12 protein-coding genes and 1 pseudogene are annotated in these 19062 nt (G+C 67.6%); 8 read left to right on the top strand and 5 right to left on the bottom strand.

From position 1 onward, the window contains the following. The 3 genes from uraH (at window position 1) to MEICH_RS0102490 (ending at window position 3039) form a co-directional block, all read left to right on the top strand. The gene (gene uraH, locus MEICH_RS0102500; RefSeq protein WP_027891300.1) at window positions 1-354 is read left to right on the top strand and encodes a hydroxyisourate hydrolase; all 354 of its coding nucleotides are present in this window, start codon (window positions 1-3) and stop codon (window positions 352-354) included. Between the two features lie 98 nt (window positions 355-452). Then, window positions 453-1685, top strand: coding sequence for an allantoate amidohydrolase (locus MEICH_RS0102495; RefSeq protein WP_027891299.1), 1233 nt, complete (start codon window positions 453-455; stop codon window positions 1683-1685). Continuing rightward, window positions 1678-3039 (top strand): allantoinase, encoded by a 1362-nt coding sequence (locus MEICH_RS0102490; RefSeq protein WP_027891298.1) that lies wholly within the window; start codon window positions 1678-1680, stop codon window positions 3037-3039. Before MEICH_RS0102495 ends, MEICH_RS0102490 begins: the two co-directional genes overlap by 8 nt. A 35-nt stretch (window positions 3040-3074) precedes the next feature. Here MEICH_RS0102490 and MEICH_RS0102485 read toward each other — a convergent pair whose 3' ends face one another. After that, window positions 3075-3473 (bottom strand): hypothetical protein, encoded by a 399-nt coding sequence (locus MEICH_RS0102485; RefSeq protein WP_027891297.1) that lies wholly within the window; start codon window positions 3471-3473, stop codon window positions 3075-3077. 876 nt (window positions 3474-4349) lie between these two features. Here MEICH_RS0102485 and allE point away from each other — a divergent pair. After that, window positions 4350-5090: a (S)-ureidoglycine aminohydrolase gene (gene allE / locus MEICH_RS0102480; RefSeq protein WP_027891296.1), complete on the top strand. Its 741-nt coding sequence runs from the start codon at window positions 4350-4352 to the stop codon at window positions 5088-5090. A 124-nt stretch (window positions 5091-5214) separates the two neighbouring features. Continuing rightward, window positions 5215-6456: a M20 family metallo-hydrolase gene (locus MEICH_RS0102475; protein ID WP_027891295.1), complete on the top strand. Its 1242-nt coding sequence runs from the start codon at window positions 5215-5217 to the stop codon at window positions 6454-6456. 210 nt (window positions 6457-6666) lie between these two features. On the opposite strand, the gene MEICH_RS0102470 is transcribed toward MEICH_RS0102475, so the two are convergent. Next, complete coding sequence (locus tag MEICH_RS0102470; protein WP_027891294.1) at window positions 6667-7740, bottom strand: aminopeptidase; 1074 nt, start codon at window positions 7738-7740, stop codon at window positions 6667-6669. A gap of 57 nt (window positions 7741-7797) precedes the next feature. Between MEICH_RS0102470 and MEICH_RS0102465 the strand changes: the two genes are divergently transcribed. Continuing rightward, on the top strand, window positions 7798-9120 hold the full coding sequence (locus tag MEICH_RS0102465; RefSeq protein ID WP_027891293.1) for an E3 binding domain-containing protein: 1323 nt from the start codon (window positions 7798-7800) through the stop codon (window positions 9118-9120). A gap of 164 nt (window positions 9121-9284) precedes the next feature. Here MEICH_RS0102465 and uvrB read toward each other — a convergent pair whose 3' ends face one another. Together uvrB and MEICH_RS23265 are read right to left on the bottom strand one after the other, a co-directional pair. Then, on the bottom strand, window positions 9285-11288 hold the full coding sequence (gene uvrB / locus MEICH_RS0102460; protein ID WP_027891292.1) for an excinuclease ABC subunit UvrB: 2004 nt from the start codon (window positions 11286-11288) through the stop codon (window positions 9285-9287). 102 nt (window positions 11289-11390) lie between these two features. Next, window positions 11391-14111 carry an S-layer homology domain-containing protein gene (locus MEICH_RS23265; RefSeq protein ID WP_036218203.1) on the bottom strand — a complete coding sequence of 907 codons (2721 nt, stop codon included), beginning with the start codon at window positions 14109-14111 and terminating at the stop codon, window positions 11391-11393. 752 nt (window positions 14112-14863) lie between these two features. Between MEICH_RS23265 and glmS the strand changes: the two genes are divergently transcribed. After that, window positions 14864-16696 (top strand): glutamine--fructose-6-phosphate transaminase (isomerizing), encoded by a 1833-nt coding sequence (glmS, locus tag MEICH_RS0102450; RefSeq protein ID WP_027891291.1) that lies wholly within the window; start codon window positions 14864-14866, stop codon window positions 16694-16696. Window positions 16697-16759: 63 nt separating this feature from the next. Here glmS and MEICH_RS0102445 read toward each other — a convergent pair whose 3' ends face one another. Continuing rightward, on the bottom strand, window positions 16760-18286 hold the full coding sequence (locus MEICH_RS0102445) for a hypothetical protein (protein ID WP_027891290.1): 1527 nt from the start codon (window positions 18284-18286) through the stop codon (window positions 16760-16762). A 453-nt stretch (window positions 18287-18739) separates the two neighbouring features. On the opposite strand from MEICH_RS0102445, the pseudogene MEICH_RS29975 reads away from it, so the two are divergent. Continuing rightward, window positions 18740-19062 (top strand): annotated as a pseudogene (locus tag MEICH_RS29975) (IS701 family transposase); the annotation flags it as partial.

Raw genomic sequence — 19062 nt, 5'->3', positions numbered from 1 at the left:
ATGGCCCGCCTTTCGACCCACGTCCTCGACACCGCCCACGGCAAGCCCGCCGCGGGCCTTCGCATCGAGCTGTTCGCGGTTTCGGGCACCAAGCAGGTCCTGCTGCGCGAAGCCGTGACCAACGCCGACGGCCGCACCGACGAGCCCCTCTTGTCGGGCGAGACCATCCCCACCGGCACCTTCGAGCTGGTCTTTCACGCGGGGGAGTACCTGCGGGGGAGGGGCCTCGAGCTCCCTGACCCGCCCTTCCTCGACCAGGTGGTGGTGCGCTTCGGCATCGCCGAGCCCCACGGCCACTACCACGTGCCGCTGCTGCTGTCGCCCTACGGGTACAGCACTTATCGGGGGTCTTGAGGGGGTGTACGTCCTACGCCGAACGCCTAACGCCGATGGCCGAACGCAAGACGCAAGAGGCTGAAAGCAAAGCCTGAGAGTTCCCCTACTACCTGCTTATGACCGACCTCGAAAGCCTCACCCAGCGCGTCCTGAGCGCCTGCGCCGACCTGGCCCGCATGAGCCAGGAGCCGGGGCGCATCACCCGTACCTTCCTTTCCCCGCCCATGCGCCAGGTTCACGCTTACCTGAAGGAGTGGATGGAGCGGCTGGGGATGTCGGTGTGGGTGGACCCCATCGGCAACCTGCGCGGCTACTACCCGGCCAACAAGCCCACCGCGCCGCGCCTGCTGCTCGGCTCGCACCTCGACACCGTGCCGAACGGGGGCGCTTACGACGGGGCCTTAGGGGTGGTGCTCGCCGTCGCCCTGCTCGAGGCCCTCGGGGGGCGCAGGCTGGGCTTCGGGGTCGAGGTCATCGGCTTCTCGGAGGAGGAGGGGGTGCGCTTCGGGGTGCCCTTCCTGGGGAGCCGGGCGCTGGTGGGGCGGGCCGACGCCGCCTTGCTGGCGCTGAAGGACGAGCAGGGGGTGAGCGTGGCCCAGGCGGTGCGGGACTTCGGCCTCGAGCCCGAGCACGTCCGGGAAGCCGCTTTGCGGGGGGAGGTGCTGGGCTACCTCGAGTTCCACATCGAGCAGGGCCCGGTGCTGGAGAGCCTGGAGTACCCGCTGGGCCTGGTAGAGGCCATCGTGGGGCAGAGCCGGCTCGAGGTGGGCTTCCGGGGCAAGGCCAACCACGCCGGCACCACCCCCATGCACCTGCGCCGCGACGCGCTGGCGGGGGCCGCCGAGTGGATCGGCCTGGTCGAGCGCGAGGCCTGGGGCGAGCCGGGGCTGGTGGCGACGGTGGGGCAGATCCAGGCCCTCCCCGGCGCGGGCAACGTGATCCCCGGCGAGGTGCGCTGCAGCCTGGACGTGCGCCACGCCTTCGACGAGGTGCGCACCCGCTCGGTGGCCCACCTCATCACCCGCGCCCAGCAGGTCGCCCAGCGGCGGGGCCTCGAGCTGGCCTGGGAAGTCAAGCTCGACCAGGGGGCGGTGCCCTGCGACCCCACGCTGCTCGAGCGGCTCGAGTGGGCCGTGCAGGACTGCGAGTTGCCCGTCCACCGCATGCCCAGCGGCGCGGGCCACGACGCGATGATCATGGCCGAGCGGGTGCCCAGCGCCATGCTCTTCCTGCGCAGCCCCGGCGGCCTCAGCCACCACCCCGACGAGCGCGTGCTGCCCGAGGACGTGACCGCGGCGTTGCGGGTGGGCCTGCGCTGGCTCGAGATCCTGGAGGAACACGGTGTTTGACCTGGTGGTGCGCGGCGGGACGCTGGTCCTCGAGCAGGGGACCGTGGCGGCCGACCTGGCGGTGGAGGACGGAAAAATTGTCCAGGTCGGCCCGGAACTGGGGGCGGGCCGGGAGGAGATCAACGCGCGGGGCCTGCACGTCTTTCCCGGCCTCATCGACGTGCACGTGCACTTCAACGAGCCCGGCCACGAGGACTGGGAAGGCATCGCCACCGGCAGCGCGGCCCTGGCGGCAGGGGGCGGCACGCTGTTCTTCGACATGCCGCTCAACTCCATCCCCTGCGTGCTCGACGCCCGAAGCTTCGACGCCAAGCTCGAGGCCCTGCGCGCGAAGTCCCTCACCGACTTTGCCCTGTGGGGCGGGCTCACGCCCCATAACCTCGAGCGCCTCCCCGAACTGGCCGAGCGCGGCGCGATCGGCTTCAAGGCCTTCATGTCCAACTCGGGCCTTCCCGAATTCCCCCACGCCGACGACTACACCCTCTACCGGGGGATGCAGACCGCCGCCCGGCTGGGCCTGCCGGTGGCCGTCCACGCCGAGAGCGACAACCTCACCGCGCGGCTGGCCGCCGAGATCCGGGCCAGGGGCGGGAAGGGCGTTCGCGACTACCTGGCCTCGAGGCCGGTGCTCGCCGAGCTCGAGGCCATCCAGCGGGCCACACTGCTGGCCCAGGAGACCGGCTGCAAGCTGCACGTCGTCCACATCAGCTCGGGCCGGGGGGTGGTGCTGGCCGCCGAGGCCCGCGCACGCGGGGTGGACGTGAGCCTCGAGGCCTGCCCCCACTACCTCTTCTTCGACGAGGAAGACCTGGAGCGCCTGGGCGCCGTCGCCAAGTGCGCCCCGCCGCTGCGCCCGCAGGCCGAGCAGGAGGGCTTGTGGCGGGCCGTACTGGAGGGCTCGGTGGACCTCGTGGCCTCCGACCACTCGCCCTCCTCGCCCGACCTCAAGGAAAACCCCGACTTCTTCGCGGTGTGGGGCGGGATCGCCGGGGTGCAGTCCACGCTGGCGGTGCTGCTCGAGGCCGGCTTCCACCGCCGGGGCCTGCCGCTGGAGGCCGTTGCCCGCCTCACCGCCCACAACCCCGCCCGGCGCTTCGGGCTTCAGGGGAAGGGGGGGCTCGAGGTGGGCCACGACGCCGATTTAGCCCTGGTGGACCTCGACCAGCCCTTTACCCTGCGTCCCGAAGACCTCTTCTACCGCCACAAGCTCAGCCCCTACCTCGGCCACGGCTTCCGCAGCACCCTCCGGCGCACGCTGCTGCGGGGCCGGACGATCTTTCTGGACGGCGAAGCTGTTGGTCGAGGGGATGGTCAGTTGGTCAGGCCGGCCGGAAGGACCATCCTCCCAGGATGAGCAACCCGGCGACATCCCATTCGGAGGGTTCGGTCCTACGGTTGTCCCGGGTTGGTTTGATCGTTGCGCCGGTGGGTAATGGGTTCAATACCCTGGATGCTTTCGCTCCCTTCGGATGTGAAGGTATTTCGCACCAGCATAACTACGACCAAAACAAGCTCTAGGGCGAGCCGAACCAGGAAAATGTTGAGCAGAAACACCAGAAACCAGATCGGCAGATAACCCGTCAGGAAAGCCAGCGGGTCTTCCACGGTCCTGCCGGTTTGTACCAGGCTCTTTATTTGCGTAAGAAGCACTCCGGCGAGTGAAAGCAGGTATAGGAACCTGACGGTCCGTACAGTAAAAATTCGGGTCAGTAGAAGATTTTGGAAAGAAAGGTCAAACAAGGTAGCCACTATGCCGGTGTCGGGTTCATCCTTGTTCAGTCTCGTCATAACTTAGCCCCCTTTTCTCCCGCGGATTACCCTACTTCAGAAAAGGACTGAAAATAAGAGCGAAGGCGATTTTCCCCGTGAGTAACATTGCCCCTAGTAGAACCGCGGAATTCGGCCTTAGCAAGGCCAGACCTCCAACAATGAGTGGTAAAGCCGTTAACAACCAATCGGGCCAGCGAACAATCTCACTGCGCTGCGAGAAAAGCGCAGCAGATAAAAGGATTACGAGAAGAAGGTGGTCAGCCAAAGAGGCCTTTGACTTGCGAGAATGACTGATTGGGAGCAGCGCTGCTCCGAAAATTAGCAGAAAGACTGCTGTTGAAACGAGCAATGGTGTGGTCATCTGGCCTCTCTGGCTAGCTTATGTCAGCGCCCTCTGGTCAAAACAAGCGCAAGAATTATGATGCCAGCAAACCCCAACCAGTCCCAGGTTGGAATTAACCGGCCTACCGCTATTCCTAGACCTGTGCCTAGGACCATATAGCCGACAGCTTTTATGCGTAGATATGATGGTAGAAACAAGAGTAGGGCAATAAACACCAGGATCGCTATATTTATTTCTATAGGGTCTCCGAGAGATCGAACGCCTGTGTCATAGCCGTACATGACTACCATGAGCTTGTACAAAGAGTCGCGAACCCTCGACATTTACATACACCCCGTGCGGCGACATTCCGTCATACCAAGTCCGTTCCCTCAAGTCCGACCAGCCCTCACCCTCCAGGCTTCCCTTCCGAACGTAAGGCGGTTACAGCCAAAGCTTCCTCGTGAGTGGACGATTCGCGTGTGCTTTCCTGGTATACGAAGCTAGAATAAGTTCTATTTGGAGTACTTGTCAATGAGCCTTGATTTTCCCTTGGAAAGTAAAATGCCCACATGCAGCAACTCGGCTTTACCCGCAGCAGCGTCCAGCCCGACCACGCCCTGCTCACCCCCGACACCTTCATCCGCGCCCTGCTCCCGGGGATGAGCAAGGCCATCGCCATCGTCCACACCGCCCCGGCGTTGGGGGCCGCCTTCACCGAGTACACGGTCGAGTTCGAGGCCGGAGGCCGGGTGGGGCCAGCGCCTGAGGCCGTGCAGCGCTTCGTGTACGTGCTCGAGGGCGAGGTGGTGCTCGAGGCGGGCCGCAAGAAGCACAGGCTCAAACCCGGCGGCTACGCCTACGTCCCCGCCGACGTGGCCCACAGCCTGGCCTCGAGCCAGCCCAGCCGCGCGGTGCTCATCGAGAAGCCTTACCAGGAGCTCGAGGGCGTAGAACCTCCCAAGCTCTTCGTGGGCGACGAGGGCAAGATCCCCGGCACCCCCCTGGGCGGCGACGAGGCCCTGCAGGTGCGGGTGCTCATCCCCGACGTCATGCCCCACGACTTCCAGGTCAACACCATGACCTTCGCCCCCGGAGCCAGCCTGGCCCTGGTCGAGATCCACGTGATGGAGCACGGCCTCTTGATGCTGCAGGGCGGGGGCATCTACCGCCTGAACGAGAAGTGGTACCCCGTGCAGGCCGGGGACTTCATCTACATGGCACCCTACTGCCCGCAGTGGTTCGGCGCGCTGGGCAAGACCCCGGCCAAGTACCTGCTCTACAAGGACTGGAACCGGCACCCGCTCGAGTGAAGCCCATAGCTAATAGCCAATAGCCAATAGCCAATAGCAAAAAGGCCAGTCGCTTTAGCAATAAGCTATCGGCTATCGGCAAGACTTCGGCCAACACGACGCCAGCCCATCCTTCGGGGGATTCATGGAAATCCACATCGACATCGACCGCCTGAGCCAGGAGCTCGAGACCCTGGCTTCCTTCACCGACAGCCCGCCGCCTTCCGTGACGCGGGTGCTCTACACCCCCACCGACCTCGCCGCCCGCGAGTACCTCAAGGGCCTGTGCCGCGAGGCGGGGCTCGAGGTGCGCGAGGACCCGCTGGGCAACACCTTCGCCCGCTGGGTTGGGGAAGACCCCCAGGCGGGCGCGGTGGGCACCGGCTCGCACGTGGACGCCATCCCCCACGCGGGCCGCTACGACGGCACGGTGGGGGTGCTGGGGGGCCTCGAGGCCATCCGGGCGCTCAAGTCGGCGGGGTTCCGGCCCAAGCGCTCGCTCGAGCTGCTGATCTTCACCTCCGAGGAGCCCACCCGCTTCGGCATCGGCTGCCTGGGGAGCCGGGTGCTCTCGGGGGCGATGAGCCCGGAGGCGGCCCGCGCCCTGAGGGATTCCGAGGGCGTCGGCCTGGAGGAGGCGCGGCGGCAGGCGGGCTTCGGGGGGGAGCTGGGGCGGGTCCCCCTGCCCCAGGGCTACTACTCGGCCTTCGTCGAGCTGCACATCGAGCAAGGGCCGCTGCTCGAGCGCGAGGGCCTCCCACTGGGCCTGGTGACGGCCATCGCGGCCCCGGCCGCGGGCTGGTTCGAGCTCGAGGGGCAGGGCGGCCACGCCGGGGCGGTGCTGATGCCCGACCGCAAGGACGCCTTCACCGCCGCCGCCGAGCTGGCGCTGGCCGTCGAGCAGGCCGCCCGCGAGAGCGGCAGCCCCGACACCGTCGCCACCACCGGCATCTGCGAGGTGTTCCCCGGCGCGGTCAACAGCATCCCCAGCCGGGTGCGGCTGAGCCTCGACCTGCGCGACACCCGCCTCGAGACCCGCGACCGCGCCTTCGCCCAGATCCAGCAGCACGCCGAGCGCATCCGCCGCGAGCGCGGGGTGGAGGTGCGCTACACCCCCACCAACGCCGACCCCCCCGCCCGCTGTGGCCCACAGGTGCTCGAGGCCCTGCGCCACGCAGCCCAGGCTTGCGGCCTGCCCTACCTCGAGATGGTCAGCCGCGCCTACCACGACTCGCTGTTCATGGCCCGCGTCACCCCCACCGCCATGCTCTTCATCCCCTGCAAAAACGGCTGGAGCCACCGCCCCGACGAGTACGCCTCCCCCGAGCACATCGAGCAGGGCGTTCGGGTGCTGGCTCACGCCCTGGCAGAGCTGGCAGGAAGCTAAAGGCCCGTGGCTTGTGGCGTGTGGCTCGTGGTGAGAGGAACCCCTCCCCACCGTTGGTAAGCCTTCAGCCCTCAGCGGTCAGCCGTCCCACCCACCCCCTTCCCCTCCCTCCGGCCGGAGGGAGGGGATTTTTTGCGTCTTGCGTTTCGCGTCTTGCGTTTTGCTATCAGCTATCGGCTATGGGCTATCGGCGTTCGGCTATCGACACCTTCAAACCCCCACGAACTTCCCATCCTCCTGCAACACCTCCCCGTCCGCCAGGATGCGCCCGCCCTGGCGCAGGTCGAGCACCAGGTCCCAGTGGACCGCCGAGCGGTTGGTGCCGCCGGTCTCGGGGTAGCTGTTGCCGAGCGCCAGGTGCACGCTCCCGCCGATCTTCTCGTCGAAGAGCACGATGCCGGTGGGGTGCTGGATGCCGTAGTTGGTGCCGATGCCCAGCTCGCCCAGGAAGCGGGCGCCGGGGTCGGCCTCGAGCATCCCCAGCAGGTGCTCCTCGCCCCGCTCGGCGCGGGCTTCCACCACCCGGCCCCGCTCGAAGCGCAGATAAACCCCCTCCACCCGCTTGCCCGAGACCACGGCGGGCAGGTTGAAGCGCACCTCGCCCTCGGCGGAGTGCTCCCAGGGGCCGGTGAAGATCTCGCCGCTGGGCATGTTGCGCTTGCCGTCGGAGTTGACCCAGGTGCGGCCCTCCACCCACAGGTGCAGGTCGGTGCCGGGGGCCTCGATGCGGATCTGGCTCACCTTTTCTAAACGTTTGATTAAGGCCGCCTGGAAGGCCGAGAGCTCGCGCCAGGCCGCTACCGGATCGGGACGGTCTAAAAACAGCGCCTGCTCGACCATTTCGCGGAATTTCACGCTGCTCATCCCGGCCTGCTGGGCGTAACCGGGGGTGGGGTAGAGGGTCAGGCTCCAGCGCTTCTTCAGCCGCAGCTCGCTCAGAGGGCGCCAGGCCTTCTGCCAGCGGGAAAGCACCGCGCTGGACACGTCGGAGAGCTCGAGCGGGTTCTCCAGGCTCTGGATGCGCAAGGAGGCGTCGGCGTGCTCCATGAGGGCGTGCCGGGTGGCGGGGATGCGCTCGAGCCACTCCCCGCCCTTGAGCAGGAAATCGCGCTGCTGGCCGGGGTATTCCAGCAGCAGCACGGGGTAGGCGCCGCGCTCGAGCAGCGCCGGCTGCAGCGCTTGCAGCAGGGGGAGGGCCGGGGTCTGGGCTTCGATGAGGACGTTCTGGCCGGGCTGGGCTTCGAGGCAGTAGTCGGCCAGCAGTTGGGCGAAGGCGCGTTCCACGGATTCAGGCTAACATTCACCGGGCGGCCCGAAAGGGTGCGTTATCATAAGCGGGAAATGAGCGAACCGCAAATTACGCCTTTGGCCCGTCGCCTGGCTGAAGAGAACGGCATCAACTGGCGCAGCCTCGCGGGCAGCGGCCCCGATGGGACCATCGTCGAACGCGACATCCTGGCCTACCTGGCCAAGGTGATGGCCGGGGAGATCACCCTTCCCCCCGCCCCCGACCCCGGCCCGCCCATGCCCGCCCCGGCGGAGATCCCCAGCTTCGCCCAGGCCCAGGCGGCCCTCGAGCGCGAGGGGATCAACCTCGGCGAGCTCATGCCCGAGCCCCCTCGAGCCGAGCCGGTCCTGGCCGAGCCCCATCTCCCCGACGACCTCGACTTCGACCTCGACCTCGACCTCTCCACCACCCAGGAGACCCTGCCCCCGGCGCCCTCCTTCCCCGAGCCCAGCCCGGCCGCGCCCTCCGGCTTCGACTACGCCGCCGCGCCCGCCGAGCCGAAGCTCGAGGCCTGGGAGATCCCCTCGGCCCCGGCGCCCGAGCCTGCGCCCGCGCCCGACCTGAGCTGGGAGCCTGCCGAGCCCAGCATCCCCCCGGCGCCCTCCTGGCCCCTGCCCAGCGAGCCCGCCCGGCCTGAGCCCGCGAGCTTCACGCCCGCCGAGCCCGAGCCCGTCTTCGCCCCGGCTGAGCCGGAACCCATGCCCGCCTGGGAGGCCGCTGCGCCCGTCGCCGAGCCCGAGATCGAGCCCAGCCTCGAGCCCGAGGTCGGCCTGCCGCCGGTGCCCGAGCCCGTCCCTGCCGCCATGCCCGACTTGCCCCCCCTGCCGAGCTTCGAGCCCGCGGCCCAGCCTGCCGTGGCCGCGGCCCCGGTGGCCGAAGCCGAGCCCGTCGTGGCGCCCGCCCCGGCCCCTGCGGTGGCGGCTCGAGTCCAGCTCCGCCAGCGGCTGGTCAACCTGGCCGCCGCCCGCGAAGCCGCCGCGACCCTGAGCGAGGCCTGGCGCCAGGAGGTGGGCCTCGCCGCCCTGCTCTACCGCGCCGCCGACAAGGCCCTTGCCGACCTCGAGCTCACCCACGAGCCCCTCAAGGGCGAGCTCGAGGGCGATAGCCTCAAGGGCTACCGCGTGGCCCCCGCCCACACCCTGCGCGGCACCCTGGAAAACCTGGCCGCTGCCCGCGAGGCCGCCGACGGCCTGGTGATCCTGGCGCTCGAGGGCGGCGACGTGGTGGTGTTCCCCGGCGCCGAAGTCCTGGCCCTCTCCCAGCCCAGCGAGGGCCAGGCCCTGCTCTCCTACAGCGGCAGTCTCGCCGCCGCCAAGGCCGGTGCCCTGCTCGAGCGCGTGGGCTACTACCTCGAGCGCCCCATCCTGTTGGCTTGAGCTAGGGGTGTACGCTCAACGTCGATAGTCGATAGTCGATAGTCGATAGCTGAACGCCGAACGCCCTTTGTTTACCCCCCTTAGCAAGGGGGGCCAGGGGGGATAAACCCTCCCCGCATGCGGGGAGGGGTGTTCTTTTCGCCACACGCCACGGGCCCGGCTTCCTACCTCCGCCGCCTGCCGCGCCGGTTCTTGCCGGCCGTGGTCGGCTCGGGCAGGCCCTTCATGCGGGCCTCGAGGGCGCGGATCTGGTCGCGAAGCTCCATGGCCCGCTCGAAGTCGAGCTCTTCCGAGGCCTTCCACATCTCGAGCTCGAGCTGTCCCAGCGCTTCGGCGAGCGCGTCGGGGTCCTCGAGCAGCGCCTCGGCTGCCGCCTCCTCGTAGTCATCGGGCCGGATCACCTTGCGCACGGTCTTCTGCACGGTCTGGGGGGTGATGCCGTGTTCGGCGTTGTAGGCCTCCTGCAGGGCGCGGCGGCGGTTGGTCTCTTCGATGGCGGCCTGCATGGCCTCGCTCACCGTCTCGGCATAGAGGTAAACCTCGCCCTGGGCGTTGCGGGCGGCGCGTCCGATGGTCTGGATCAGCGAGCGCTCGCTGCGCAGGAAGCCGGTCTTGTCGGCGTCGAGGATCGCCACCAGGCTCACCTCGGGCAGGTCCAGGCCCTCGCGCAGCAGGTTGATGCCCACCAGCACGTCGAAGTGGCCCAGCCGCAGGTCGCGCAGCAGCGCCTGGCGCTCGAAGGCGTCGAGCTCGTGGTGCAGGTAGCGGGCCTTGATGCCGTGCTCGGTGAGGTAGGCGGTGAGCTCCTCGGCCATCCGCACGGTGAGCACCGTGACCAGCACCCGCTCCTTGCGCTGGGCGCGCACCTTGATCGCGCCCATGAGGTCTTCGATCTGGCCCTGGGCCGGCCGCACCGTGACCTTGGGGTCCAGGAGCCCGGTGGGGCGGATGATCTGCTCGACCACCCGGCCGCTGTTCTCCAGCTCGAAGGGCCCCGGCGTAGCCGAGACGAAGACCAACTGCCCCACCCGCTCCTGGAACTCGGGGAAGCGCAGCGGGCGGTTGTCCAGGGCCGAGGGCAGGCGGAAGCCGTAGTCCACCAGGGTCTTCTTGCGCATGTAGTCGCCGTTGTACATGCCGCGAAGCTGCGGCACCGTCACGTGCGACTCGTCCAGGAAGGCGATATAGTCCTTGGGGAAGTAGTCGAGCAGGGTGTAGGGCGGCTCGCCGGGCGCCTTGCCGCTGAGGAAGCGGCTGTAGTTCTCGATGCCGGGGCAGGTGCCCATGACCTCGAGCATCTCCAGGTCGTAGAGGGTGCGCTCCTTGAGCCGCTGGGCGTAGAGGATCTGGCCCTGCTCCTCCAGCTCCATCAGGCGCTGCTCGAGCTCGGCCCGGATCTGCGGGATGGCCTCCTTGAGCCGCCACTCGGGGGTGGCGTAGTGGGTAGCCCCCACCAGCACCACGCCGGGCAGGTCCCGGATGCGCTCGCCGGTGACGGGGTGCATCACGCTGATGCGCTCGACCTCTTCGCCGAAGAGCTCGACGCGGATGGGCTCGGTGCCGTAGGCCGGCCAGACCTCGAGCACCTCCCCCTTGGCCCGGAACTTGCCGGCCTCGAGCTGCAAATCACCGCGCTCGTACTGCAGCTCCACCAGCCGCTCGATCAGCACGTCGCGCGGCCAGCGCTCGCCCACCTGCATCACGAAGCTCATGTGCCGGTAGTCCTCGGGTGAACCCAGGCCGTAGATGGCCGAGACCGAGGCCACTACGATCACGTCGCGCCGGGTCAGCAGGCTGTGGGTCGTCGAGTGGCGCAGCCGCTCGATCTCGGGGTTGATTGCCGCGTCCTTCTCGATGAACAGGTCGCGTCCCGGCACGTAGGCCTCGGGCTGGTAGTAGTCGTAATAGCTGATGAAGTACTCCACCGCGTTCTCGGGGAAGAGCTCGCGGAACTCGCTGGCGAGCTGGGCCGCCAGCACCTTGTTGGGCGCGAGCACCAGCGCCGGCCGGTTGACGGCCGCGATGGTCTGGGCCATCGTCACCGTCTTGCCGGTCCCCGTCGCCCCCAGCAGGGTGATGTAACGTTCGCCGTCCTCCAGTGCCTCCACCAGCCCCTTAATGGCCCTGGGCTGGTCGCCTTTCGCTTCGGGTCCCTGGTAACGGAACATAGCCTCGAGTCTAGCTTAAACCGCCCCATTCTGTCTCCGTCAGAACACAATCCCGTGCAAAAACCCCCGCCCGAGGGCGGGGGTTCCAGACCTTTAGGGGTCTTAGAAGTTCACGCGGTAGCTGATCTTGAAGGACTGAACGTGGGTCAGGGCGCCCGTGTTGTTCACGTCCAGGTCAGCATAGCTGAAGGTGAGGTCCCAGTAGGTCCAGGTGAAGTAGATGCCCTTCGCTTCGCCGGAAGCAGCGCCCGCAGCGTTGTAGATGCGGTTGTCAGCCGGGTCCCAAGCCTTGTCGGTAGCGCCGGTGAGCACGGAGGCGATGTTCTGGCCGCCGTACCCGCCGTACGCGACGGTCAGGCTCGAGTTAGCGAAGAGGAACTGGTTGATCTTGATCCCCACCGCAAACTTGCCTTCGGTGGTGTTGGTGCCGCTGGTGGTGCGGCTGACACCATTGCCGAAGAGGCTGATGCCGAAGAACAGCGGCTGGGTCTCGAGCTGGGCCCCGTACTTGAGGGTCTGGCTGCCTTCCTCGTCGACGAAGCGGCCGATCGCCTTGACCTTGGCCACGCCGAGATCGAGGTCGGCATTGCCGTACACACCGAAGGAAGAAGTGTTGGTGGTGTAGTAGCTGGTGTAGAAGGCGGTCAGGTTGGCCGGGCCGAGCGCGGCGGTAGCCCGCACCCCGAAGGAGGAGGAGTAGGTGCCGTCGCCGGGCTTCTCGTCCTGGATGCTGCGGGCCGGGGTACCGTTCAGGCTGGCCGAGCGGTAGAAGCCCTCGAGGCTGATCGGACCGAGGCCGAGGCCAGCGGTGACGCCGAAGGCGGTGTGGTCACCGGGCTCGGGGGTGGCCGGCGCGAAGGTGTACTGCTGGAAGTAGCCGCTCAGCTTGATGGGGCCGAGGGTGGTGTTGGCGCTAACGCCAAAACCATTCTGGCCGTAGGCAAAGGGAGCAGCGTTGTCGGCGGCGTTGTTGAACCAGTTCCCCGCGTCGCCCGAGAGCATGTTGGCAGGGGTGATATCGTCGCCGATGCTCCGGTAGCTGGCGCTGAGGTTGAGGATACCCAGCGCGGCGTCGGCCTTCACGTAGAAGCCGCTGTCGCTGAGGGCGCTGGGATCACCGATGTTCTGGCTGAAGCCGAAGTACTCGCCGGTGAGGGTGATGGGGCCAACGCCGAGCTTCGCGTCGAAGCCGTAAGCGGTGATCGGGGGCTGCTCGGTGCCGCCCAGAGGAACCTGATCCACGCCTTCCTGAGCGAACGAGGCACCCAGGCTGATGGGACCGAGGCCGAAGGTGGCACGCGCCGCGCGGAAGTACTTGTTGTCCCCGTTGGCGCCGCCGGTCGAGCCGTAGGCCACGGTGGTGGTGCCGCCGAGCAGGAAGGGGCCGGTGGCGATGAAGCCAGGGCCGCGGCTGTTGGTGTCGTTGTCGAAGACGTACTCGGTGAACTTGGGCTTGGTCTGGGTGCCGAAGGTGAAGGTCAGCACCTGGCCCTCGGCAACCCGGAGCACCGTACTCACGCCGTTGACCCGCAGAGCCAGAGCACGGGTGTCGCTGTTGTCGATGTCTCCGTCGTTGTCGGTGTTGGAGGCGGTGCCGCGGATGCTGAACTTGATGAGGTCAGGGTAGCTGTTGAGCTTGCCCGGGTCGGAGACGGCAGTGCGGTTGCGGAAGTTGAAGTTCACCTGGAAGTCAGCGCTGGTAGCACCTTCCTTGTAGCCGCCCAGGTCAACATCGTCCACCACAAGCCCGTCACCGTCGACGTCGCCGCTCGAGAAGTCGTTGCTGAAAAGGCGGTCAACGTCGAGGAAGTCCACGGTCTCGTAGTAGTCCACCGTGGCGTTGGCATCGGTGCCATCGGTACCGTAGTAGACGCCCCACACGCGCTTGACCTGGTAGGTCAGCTGCAGGTAGCCGGAGATGGTGAAGGCGTTGGACTCGAGGGTCGCAACGCGCTTGTCCAGGCCGGCCACGGCGGTCTCGAGCGCGCTCACCTTCTCGGAGAGGGCGACGAGGTCGGTGCGCAGGGCCGAGGCGAACTCCTGGAGGGCGGCGACGTCTTCCAGGGTGGCGAACTGGGTCAGGTCGGGGCCTTCCTGGCCCTGGATGTCGGCGATGGCCTTCTCGAGCGCGGTCACGCGGTCCTGGAGGGACAGCACGTCCTGGTTGAGGAGCACCGCGAGCTCGTTGAGGGCCGAGATGCTGTCAGAGCCGGCCTCGATCTCGCTCTTGAGGGCGGCCAGGTCGCCTTCGACGGCGTCCAGGCGCTCGCCGAGTTCCTGCGACTGGGCCAGGGCGGTGTCGGCGGCCACGGAGGCAGCTTCCACGCGGTCGGCCAGGTCCTGCAGGGCCTGCTGGTCGAGCGCGCCCTTGTCCTCGGCAGGGGCCATGCCCGCCTTGAGCTCGTCGATCTGAGCCTGGAGGGCGGCGACGTCATCCTTGGTGGCGGCGTTGTCCTCGAGGGCCGAGACGCGAACGCCCAGGGCGGCCAGCTCGGCGGCCAGTTCCTGGATGGCGTTCTGCAGCGCGGCTTTTTCCTCATCGGTCATGCCCTGAACCGCGTCAGTGGCCGGGCCGGTGCCCTTCTCGGCCTCGAGCTGCTGCAGGAGGCGGTAGATGATCAGGGCGGCCTGATAGCGGGTCAGGTTCTCGTTGCCCCGGAAGGTGCCATCGGGGAAACCGACGATGATCCCCCGACCCGTGATGGCCTCCACGGCTTCTTGAGCCCAGTGTCCGGCGGGAACGTCGGAGAACTGAGCTGCGCCGAAGCCCATGGAGAGCACGGTCAGGAGACCGGCCAACATGATGACTAGCTTCTTCCTCATAAGCCTCCTCACCCCTTGCGGGGCTGGAACGTGGGTCGCGGGGGTGGGGGTGCGTATGAGGCGAGTTGCCGTGTTTCCTCTCTCGTCCGAACTCCCTCCCGCTTCCCAAGACTGCAGGTGAGCCCCGACCCTCACCGGGCTAAGGTACTTCTCACCTTGCACATCCGGCGGCATCATACCGACGTAGCCCCATGAATGTCAAGTTTTTTCACGCCCTGTGGCCGAAAAATCTTAAGCTATACTGCACTTCGGGCCTGACCTGGCCCTGGCGCCGGGTTAAAGCCTGGAAAATTCAGTCGCAGACACGGTTGCGGAAAGGAGGAAGGGGCAAAAAAGTACGGGGAGCGCAGGGGGTAGACGGCTAAGATTGAACTCGGTAAAAATTAGCCCTACCTTACGCGGCGGTGGAGCCCATACTGCGACGAAGGCTGTCTGCAGGGGCATATCCGGCATGAGAGCGAGCTCAGCCTCGAGCCGGTAAAGAGCGAAGGATTCCGCGGATGCCACCAGGGAGCGACCCCTCCCTCCCGTCTGGGGCCTGAGCCCCAGCAAGCGCCAGGCAAAGCCACCACCGCGAGGGGTGGACAAACCGGGCGCAGGGCCGGAAAACGGTGAGAAAAACCATTGCAGCGGGCCGGGGCGCTGTGCCCCGGGCCCAGATCGGCCGGGTTGGCCCTTCGGGGGCCGGCTCTGAGGAATTCTGTAGGGCAATGCCGGAAGCGGCGCCCCTTGGCGCCGCGCAGTGAGGAACTATGTGCGGAATCGTGGGATACGTGGGCTTTAGGAACGCCACCGACGTGTTGATGGAGGGCTTGAAGCGCCTGGAGTACCGGGGCTACGACTCGGCCGGGGTCGCGGTCAAGGTGGGGGGGCGCCTCGAGGTGCTGAAGAAGGCGGGCAAGCTCTCGGTCTTGGGCGACGTGCTCAAGGACGAGAAGCTGCCGGGCCACTTCGGCATCGGGCACACCCGCTGGGCCACCCACGGGGCGCCCAACGACCCCAACGCCCACCCCCACACCACCGAGGACGGCAGGATCGCGGTGATCCACAACGGCATCATCGAGAACTACCTGCCGCTGAAGGAGGGCCTGCTGGCGCGGGGCCACCACTTCACCTCCGAGACCGACTCCGAGGTGCTGGCCCACCTGATCGAGGAGAAGTACGACGCGCTCCCGGGCAGCCCCGGGCGCTTGGTCGAGGCGGTGCGGCAGGTGCTGCAGGAGGTCTACGGGGCCTACGCGCTGGTGGTGGCGCACCAGGACCACGAGGAGATCGTGGTGGCCCGCACGGTGAGCCCGCTGGTGATCGGGCTCGGCGAGGGGGAAAACTTCGTGGCCTCCGACGTGCCCGCGCTGCTGCCCTACACCCGCCGGGTGATCTTCCTGCACGACGGCGACATGGCGGTGGTGAGCCGGGCCGGGGTCGAGGTGACCGACCTGCGGGGCAACCCGGTGGAGCGCGAGGTGGTGGAGGTGGACTGGAGCCTCGAGGCCGCCGAGAAGGGCGGGCACCCCCACTACATGCTCAAGGAGATCTACGAGCAGCCGCGGGTGCTGGAGAACACCCTGGGCGGCCGCCTGCACGAGGAGCACGCCAACGTCGAGCTGGACCTCAACCTCGACCCCGCCCGCTACGACCGCATCCACGTCATCGCCTGCGGGACCGCCTACTACGCGGGCTGGGTGGGCAAGTACCTCATCGAGAGCCTGGCCCGCATCCCCGTGGAGATCGACGTGGCGAGCGAGTACCGCTACCGCGACCCGGTGGTGGACGAGCGGACCCTGGCCGTCGCCATCAGCCAGTCGGGGGAGACCATCGACACGCTCGAGGCCCTGCGCGAGGCCAAGCGCAAGGGGGCCGGCACGCTGGGCGTGATCAACGCCAAGGGCAGCAGCATCACCCGCGAGGTCGATGATACGCTCTACATCCACGCCGGGCCCGAGATCGGGGTGGCCTCGACCAAGGCCTACATGGCGATGCTGGGCGCGATGGCGATGCTGGCGGTGTGGCTGGGCCGCGCCCGGGGCACCCTCGCCGAGGCCGACGCCAAGGAGTTCCTGGGCGAGCTGCGCAAGCTGCCCCGGCTGGTGGAACAGGCCCTCGAGCAGCGCGCCCACGTCGCGCACATCGCCGAGAAGTACCACCAGGCCGCCGACTACCTCTTCCTGGGCCGCCACATCCAGGCCCCCACCGCCTACGAGGGGGCGCTGAAGCTCAAGGAGATCAGCTACATCCACGCCGAGGCCTACCCGGCGGGCGAGATGAAGCACGGGCCCATCGCCCTCATCGACGAGCGCCTGCCGGTGGTGGTGCTCACCACCGACAGCCCCTTCTACGAGAAGACCCTCTCCAACATCCAGGAGGTGCGGGCGCGGGGCGGCCGGGTGATCGCGGTGGCCACCGAGGGCGACCTCGAGGCGCGGCGCTTCGCCCAGGACGTGATCTACGTGCCCCGCACCCACCACCTGCTGGCCCCGGTGGTGAGCGTGGTGCCGCTGCAACTGCTGGCCTACGAGACGGCGGTGCTGCTGGGCCGCGACGTGGACCAGCCGCGCAACCTCGCCAAGAGCGTGACCGTGGAGTAAAACCCGGCCGGAATAAAAGCCCGAGGCCCGGCAAGATGCCGGGCCTCGAGGTTTGGGAGGGGTTCAGGGCTGGGGCGCGTACACCAGCTCGAGGGTGGTGGTCTCGCTGAACACGGCGGGGCCGAACTCGACGTCGCGGGTGTAGGTTTTGCGGGCCATCACCTCGCCGGAGGGCAGGAGCTCCCAGCCGGTCGCCAGCAGGCCGCCGTTGCCGGGGTTGAACTCGTCGAAGTGGAGGATGGTGGCGTAGGCGGCGCTCCAGAAGCTGCCGTTGACGGGGATGGGCTGGTCCCCACAGATCACCGTGTAGCTGTTGTGGGTGGTGCCGGGGTAGTACTCCAGCGTCACCCCGCCCAGCTTGCCGTCCTTCCACGAGAGCGTGAGCTTGCGCAGGTCGAAGGTGCCGCCGGTCTGGGTGGCCCCGCTCACCGCGCAGGCGGCCCAGCGCGCCGTGTAACTGACCGACTCGAGCGTCCCGGTGCCGGAGTACTCGCTGCCGAAGCCCTGCTCGGTGGCGGTGAGGAAGAGGGGGAGCGTGCTGCGCACCGTGGCGCTCTCCTCCAGGCCCGTCACCCGCTCGGTGATGGTGGACTCAAAGCGCAGCTCGAAGCGCAGGCACTTCCTGGCCTTGGCCTCGAAGGCCTCGAGCTTGCCCTCGAAGTAGGGCTTGAGCCGGGGGTTGCGCTTGACCCAGGCGATCCACTCGAGGATCTCCTGGACGAAGCGGGGGTCGTTGTTGACGACGCAGGCGGTCACGGCCTTGTCCACCGCGGCCTCGATGGCCTGGGCCACCAGGGTCCAGCCCTCGTAGATCTGCTTTTTAAAGCTCTCGTCGAGCCCCCGCCGGGCGACCTCGTTGCGCCAGGTGAGGAAGACCCCGATGGCGGCGCGGACCTCGCTGGTCTCGCCGCGGGCGGCCTCGAGGCGCTTCTTGACGTGGCCGTAGAACTTCCCGGCGATCTGCGACTCCTGGGTGAGGTCGAGCGCGAGGTCGTTCTCGAAGCGGTCGCGGGGGTCGGAGGGCATGGGGATGAGGTCCTCGTCGAGTTCGGCGGCCTCGGCGACGCCGGGGTTGGAGAAGTGCAGCAGTTGCAGCGTGACGGCCTGCCCGGAGGCGGCGTGGGGCTGGAGGTAGAACTCCTCGCCCTTCTCGTGGGAGTTGAAGCCCATGAGCTTAGCGCCGAAGGGCTTGGCGGCGTGGACGGTGAGGGTCAGGGGCTCGTAGAACTCGGCGCCTTCGGGCTCGAGGTGCACCGCGCCGACGAGGCCGCCCTTGAGGGGGGAGCCGTCCACCCGGGTGATCGGGGTCATGCTCACGCTCAGCGGGCTCATCACCGCCCCCGCCGGCGCGGTGAGGGTGTAGCGGGTGCCGTCGGCGGCGGTGAGCTCGAGGGTGCCCCCGGCCGGGGTGATCTCCCCGCTCACCTTGCGCGCCTCGTCGAGCTGCAGGCTCACGTTGACGGGCTTGGCCGGGCGCGGGTCATCGCTGTCCGGAGGGTTCTGGGGGCCGGGCGCGGGGGTGGGGGCCGTGCCGCAGGCGGCCAGGGCCAGAATGAGGGTGAGCAGTGGAGCCAGCGCGAATCGCTTCATCGGGATTTCCTCCGGTCCGGGGGCCTCGCCCCTAGCGGAACAGGCCGAGGGTAGGGGGAAGCTTGTGACCTGCTTGTGACTGGGGAAAGGGAGCGCCTAGGGCCGGGCGCCGGGCGCGGGTCGTGTGTCCTGCGTCGTACGTCCTACGTCGTACGTCGTACGCCAAACGCCAAACGCAAGACGCTTTTTCTTTACCCCACCCTTAGTAAGGGGGGTTAGGGGGATACCCCCTCCCCGCCGGCGGGGAGGGGTTCCCACACGCCACGCGCCCCTTATACCAGATTCGGTTGGTCCGTCACCGAACGGTGGCGGACCAACCCGACCGAAGGGAGTGCTCTAGGATTCAAAAAGATAGCCTCCGGGCTCTTCGGATCGGATGATTATCTTTTTGAATCCGGTTAGGAGTTACGCAGTTGCAGTTGACTGGACATTCTTCTGTGTGCTAGGAGGAGAGTGCTTAGCCAAGCTTCTCCAAAGGGGGTGATGCCCATGAACCCACCGAAGTGCGATGACCTGGACTACATCCACTTTCTCATCGCCGCTCAGCGGGTCTTCACCTGCACCGAGGCCGCCCGCTGCAGTCCAGAGGAGAACAACCCTCCCGCCCATGATGCCTTTACCCGCCTGCTGCAAAGACAGCCACCCGACACGGCGGCGCTGTGGCAGGAGGCGAAGGCCTTCGTGAAGCTCAGGAAGGGGCTTCTGATCCTGGACGACACCACCCTGGATAAGCCCTACGCTCGGGACATGGATCTGGTGAGTTACCACTGGAGCGG

The organism is Calidithermus chliarophilus DSM 9957, assembly GCF_000430045.1.
Taxonomy (GTDB): domain Bacteria; phylum Deinococcota; class Deinococci; order Deinococcales; family Thermaceae; genus Calidithermus; species Calidithermus chliarophilus.
Note: the sequence above shows the minus strand (reverse complement) of the source record. Positions and strands in the feature narration are given on the sequence as shown.

Coding starts and splice junctions, on each gene's coding strand:
- uraH (WP_027891300.1), top strand. CDS start 1: ATGGCCCGCCTTTCGACCCACGTCCTCGACACCGCCCACGGCAAGCCC.
- MEICH_RS0102495 (WP_027891299.1), top strand. CDS start 453: ATGACCGACCTCGAAAGCCTCACCCAGCGCGTCCTGAGCGCCTGCGCC.
- MEICH_RS0102485 (WP_027891297.1), bottom strand. CDS start 3,473: ATGACGAGACTGAACAAGGATGAACCCGACACCGGCATAGTGGCTACC.
- allE (WP_027891296.1), top strand. CDS start 4,350: ATGCAGCAACTCGGCTTTACCCGCAGCAGCGTCCAGCCCGACCACGCC.
- MEICH_RS0102475 (WP_027891295.1), top strand. CDS start 5,215: ATGGAAATCCACATCGACATCGACCGCCTGAGCCAGGAGCTCGAGACC.
- MEICH_RS0102465 (WP_027891293.1), top strand. CDS start 7,798: ATGAGCGAACCGCAAATTACGCCTTTGGCCCGTCGCCTGGCTGAAGAG.
- uvrB (WP_027891292.1), bottom strand. CDS start 11,288: ATGTTCCGTTACCAGGGACCCGAAGCGAAAGGCGACCAGCCCAGGGCC.
- MEICH_RS23265 (WP_036218203.1), bottom strand. CDS start 14,111: ATGAGGAAGAAGCTAGTCATCATGTTGGCCGGTCTCCTGACCGTGCTC.
- glmS (WP_027891291.1), top strand. CDS start 14,864: ATGTGCGGAATCGTGGGATACGTGGGCTTTAGGAACGCCACCGACGTG.
- MEICH_RS0102445 (WP_027891290.1), bottom strand. CDS start 18,286: ATGAAGCGATTCGCGCTGGCTCCACTGCTCACCCTCATTCTGGCCCTG.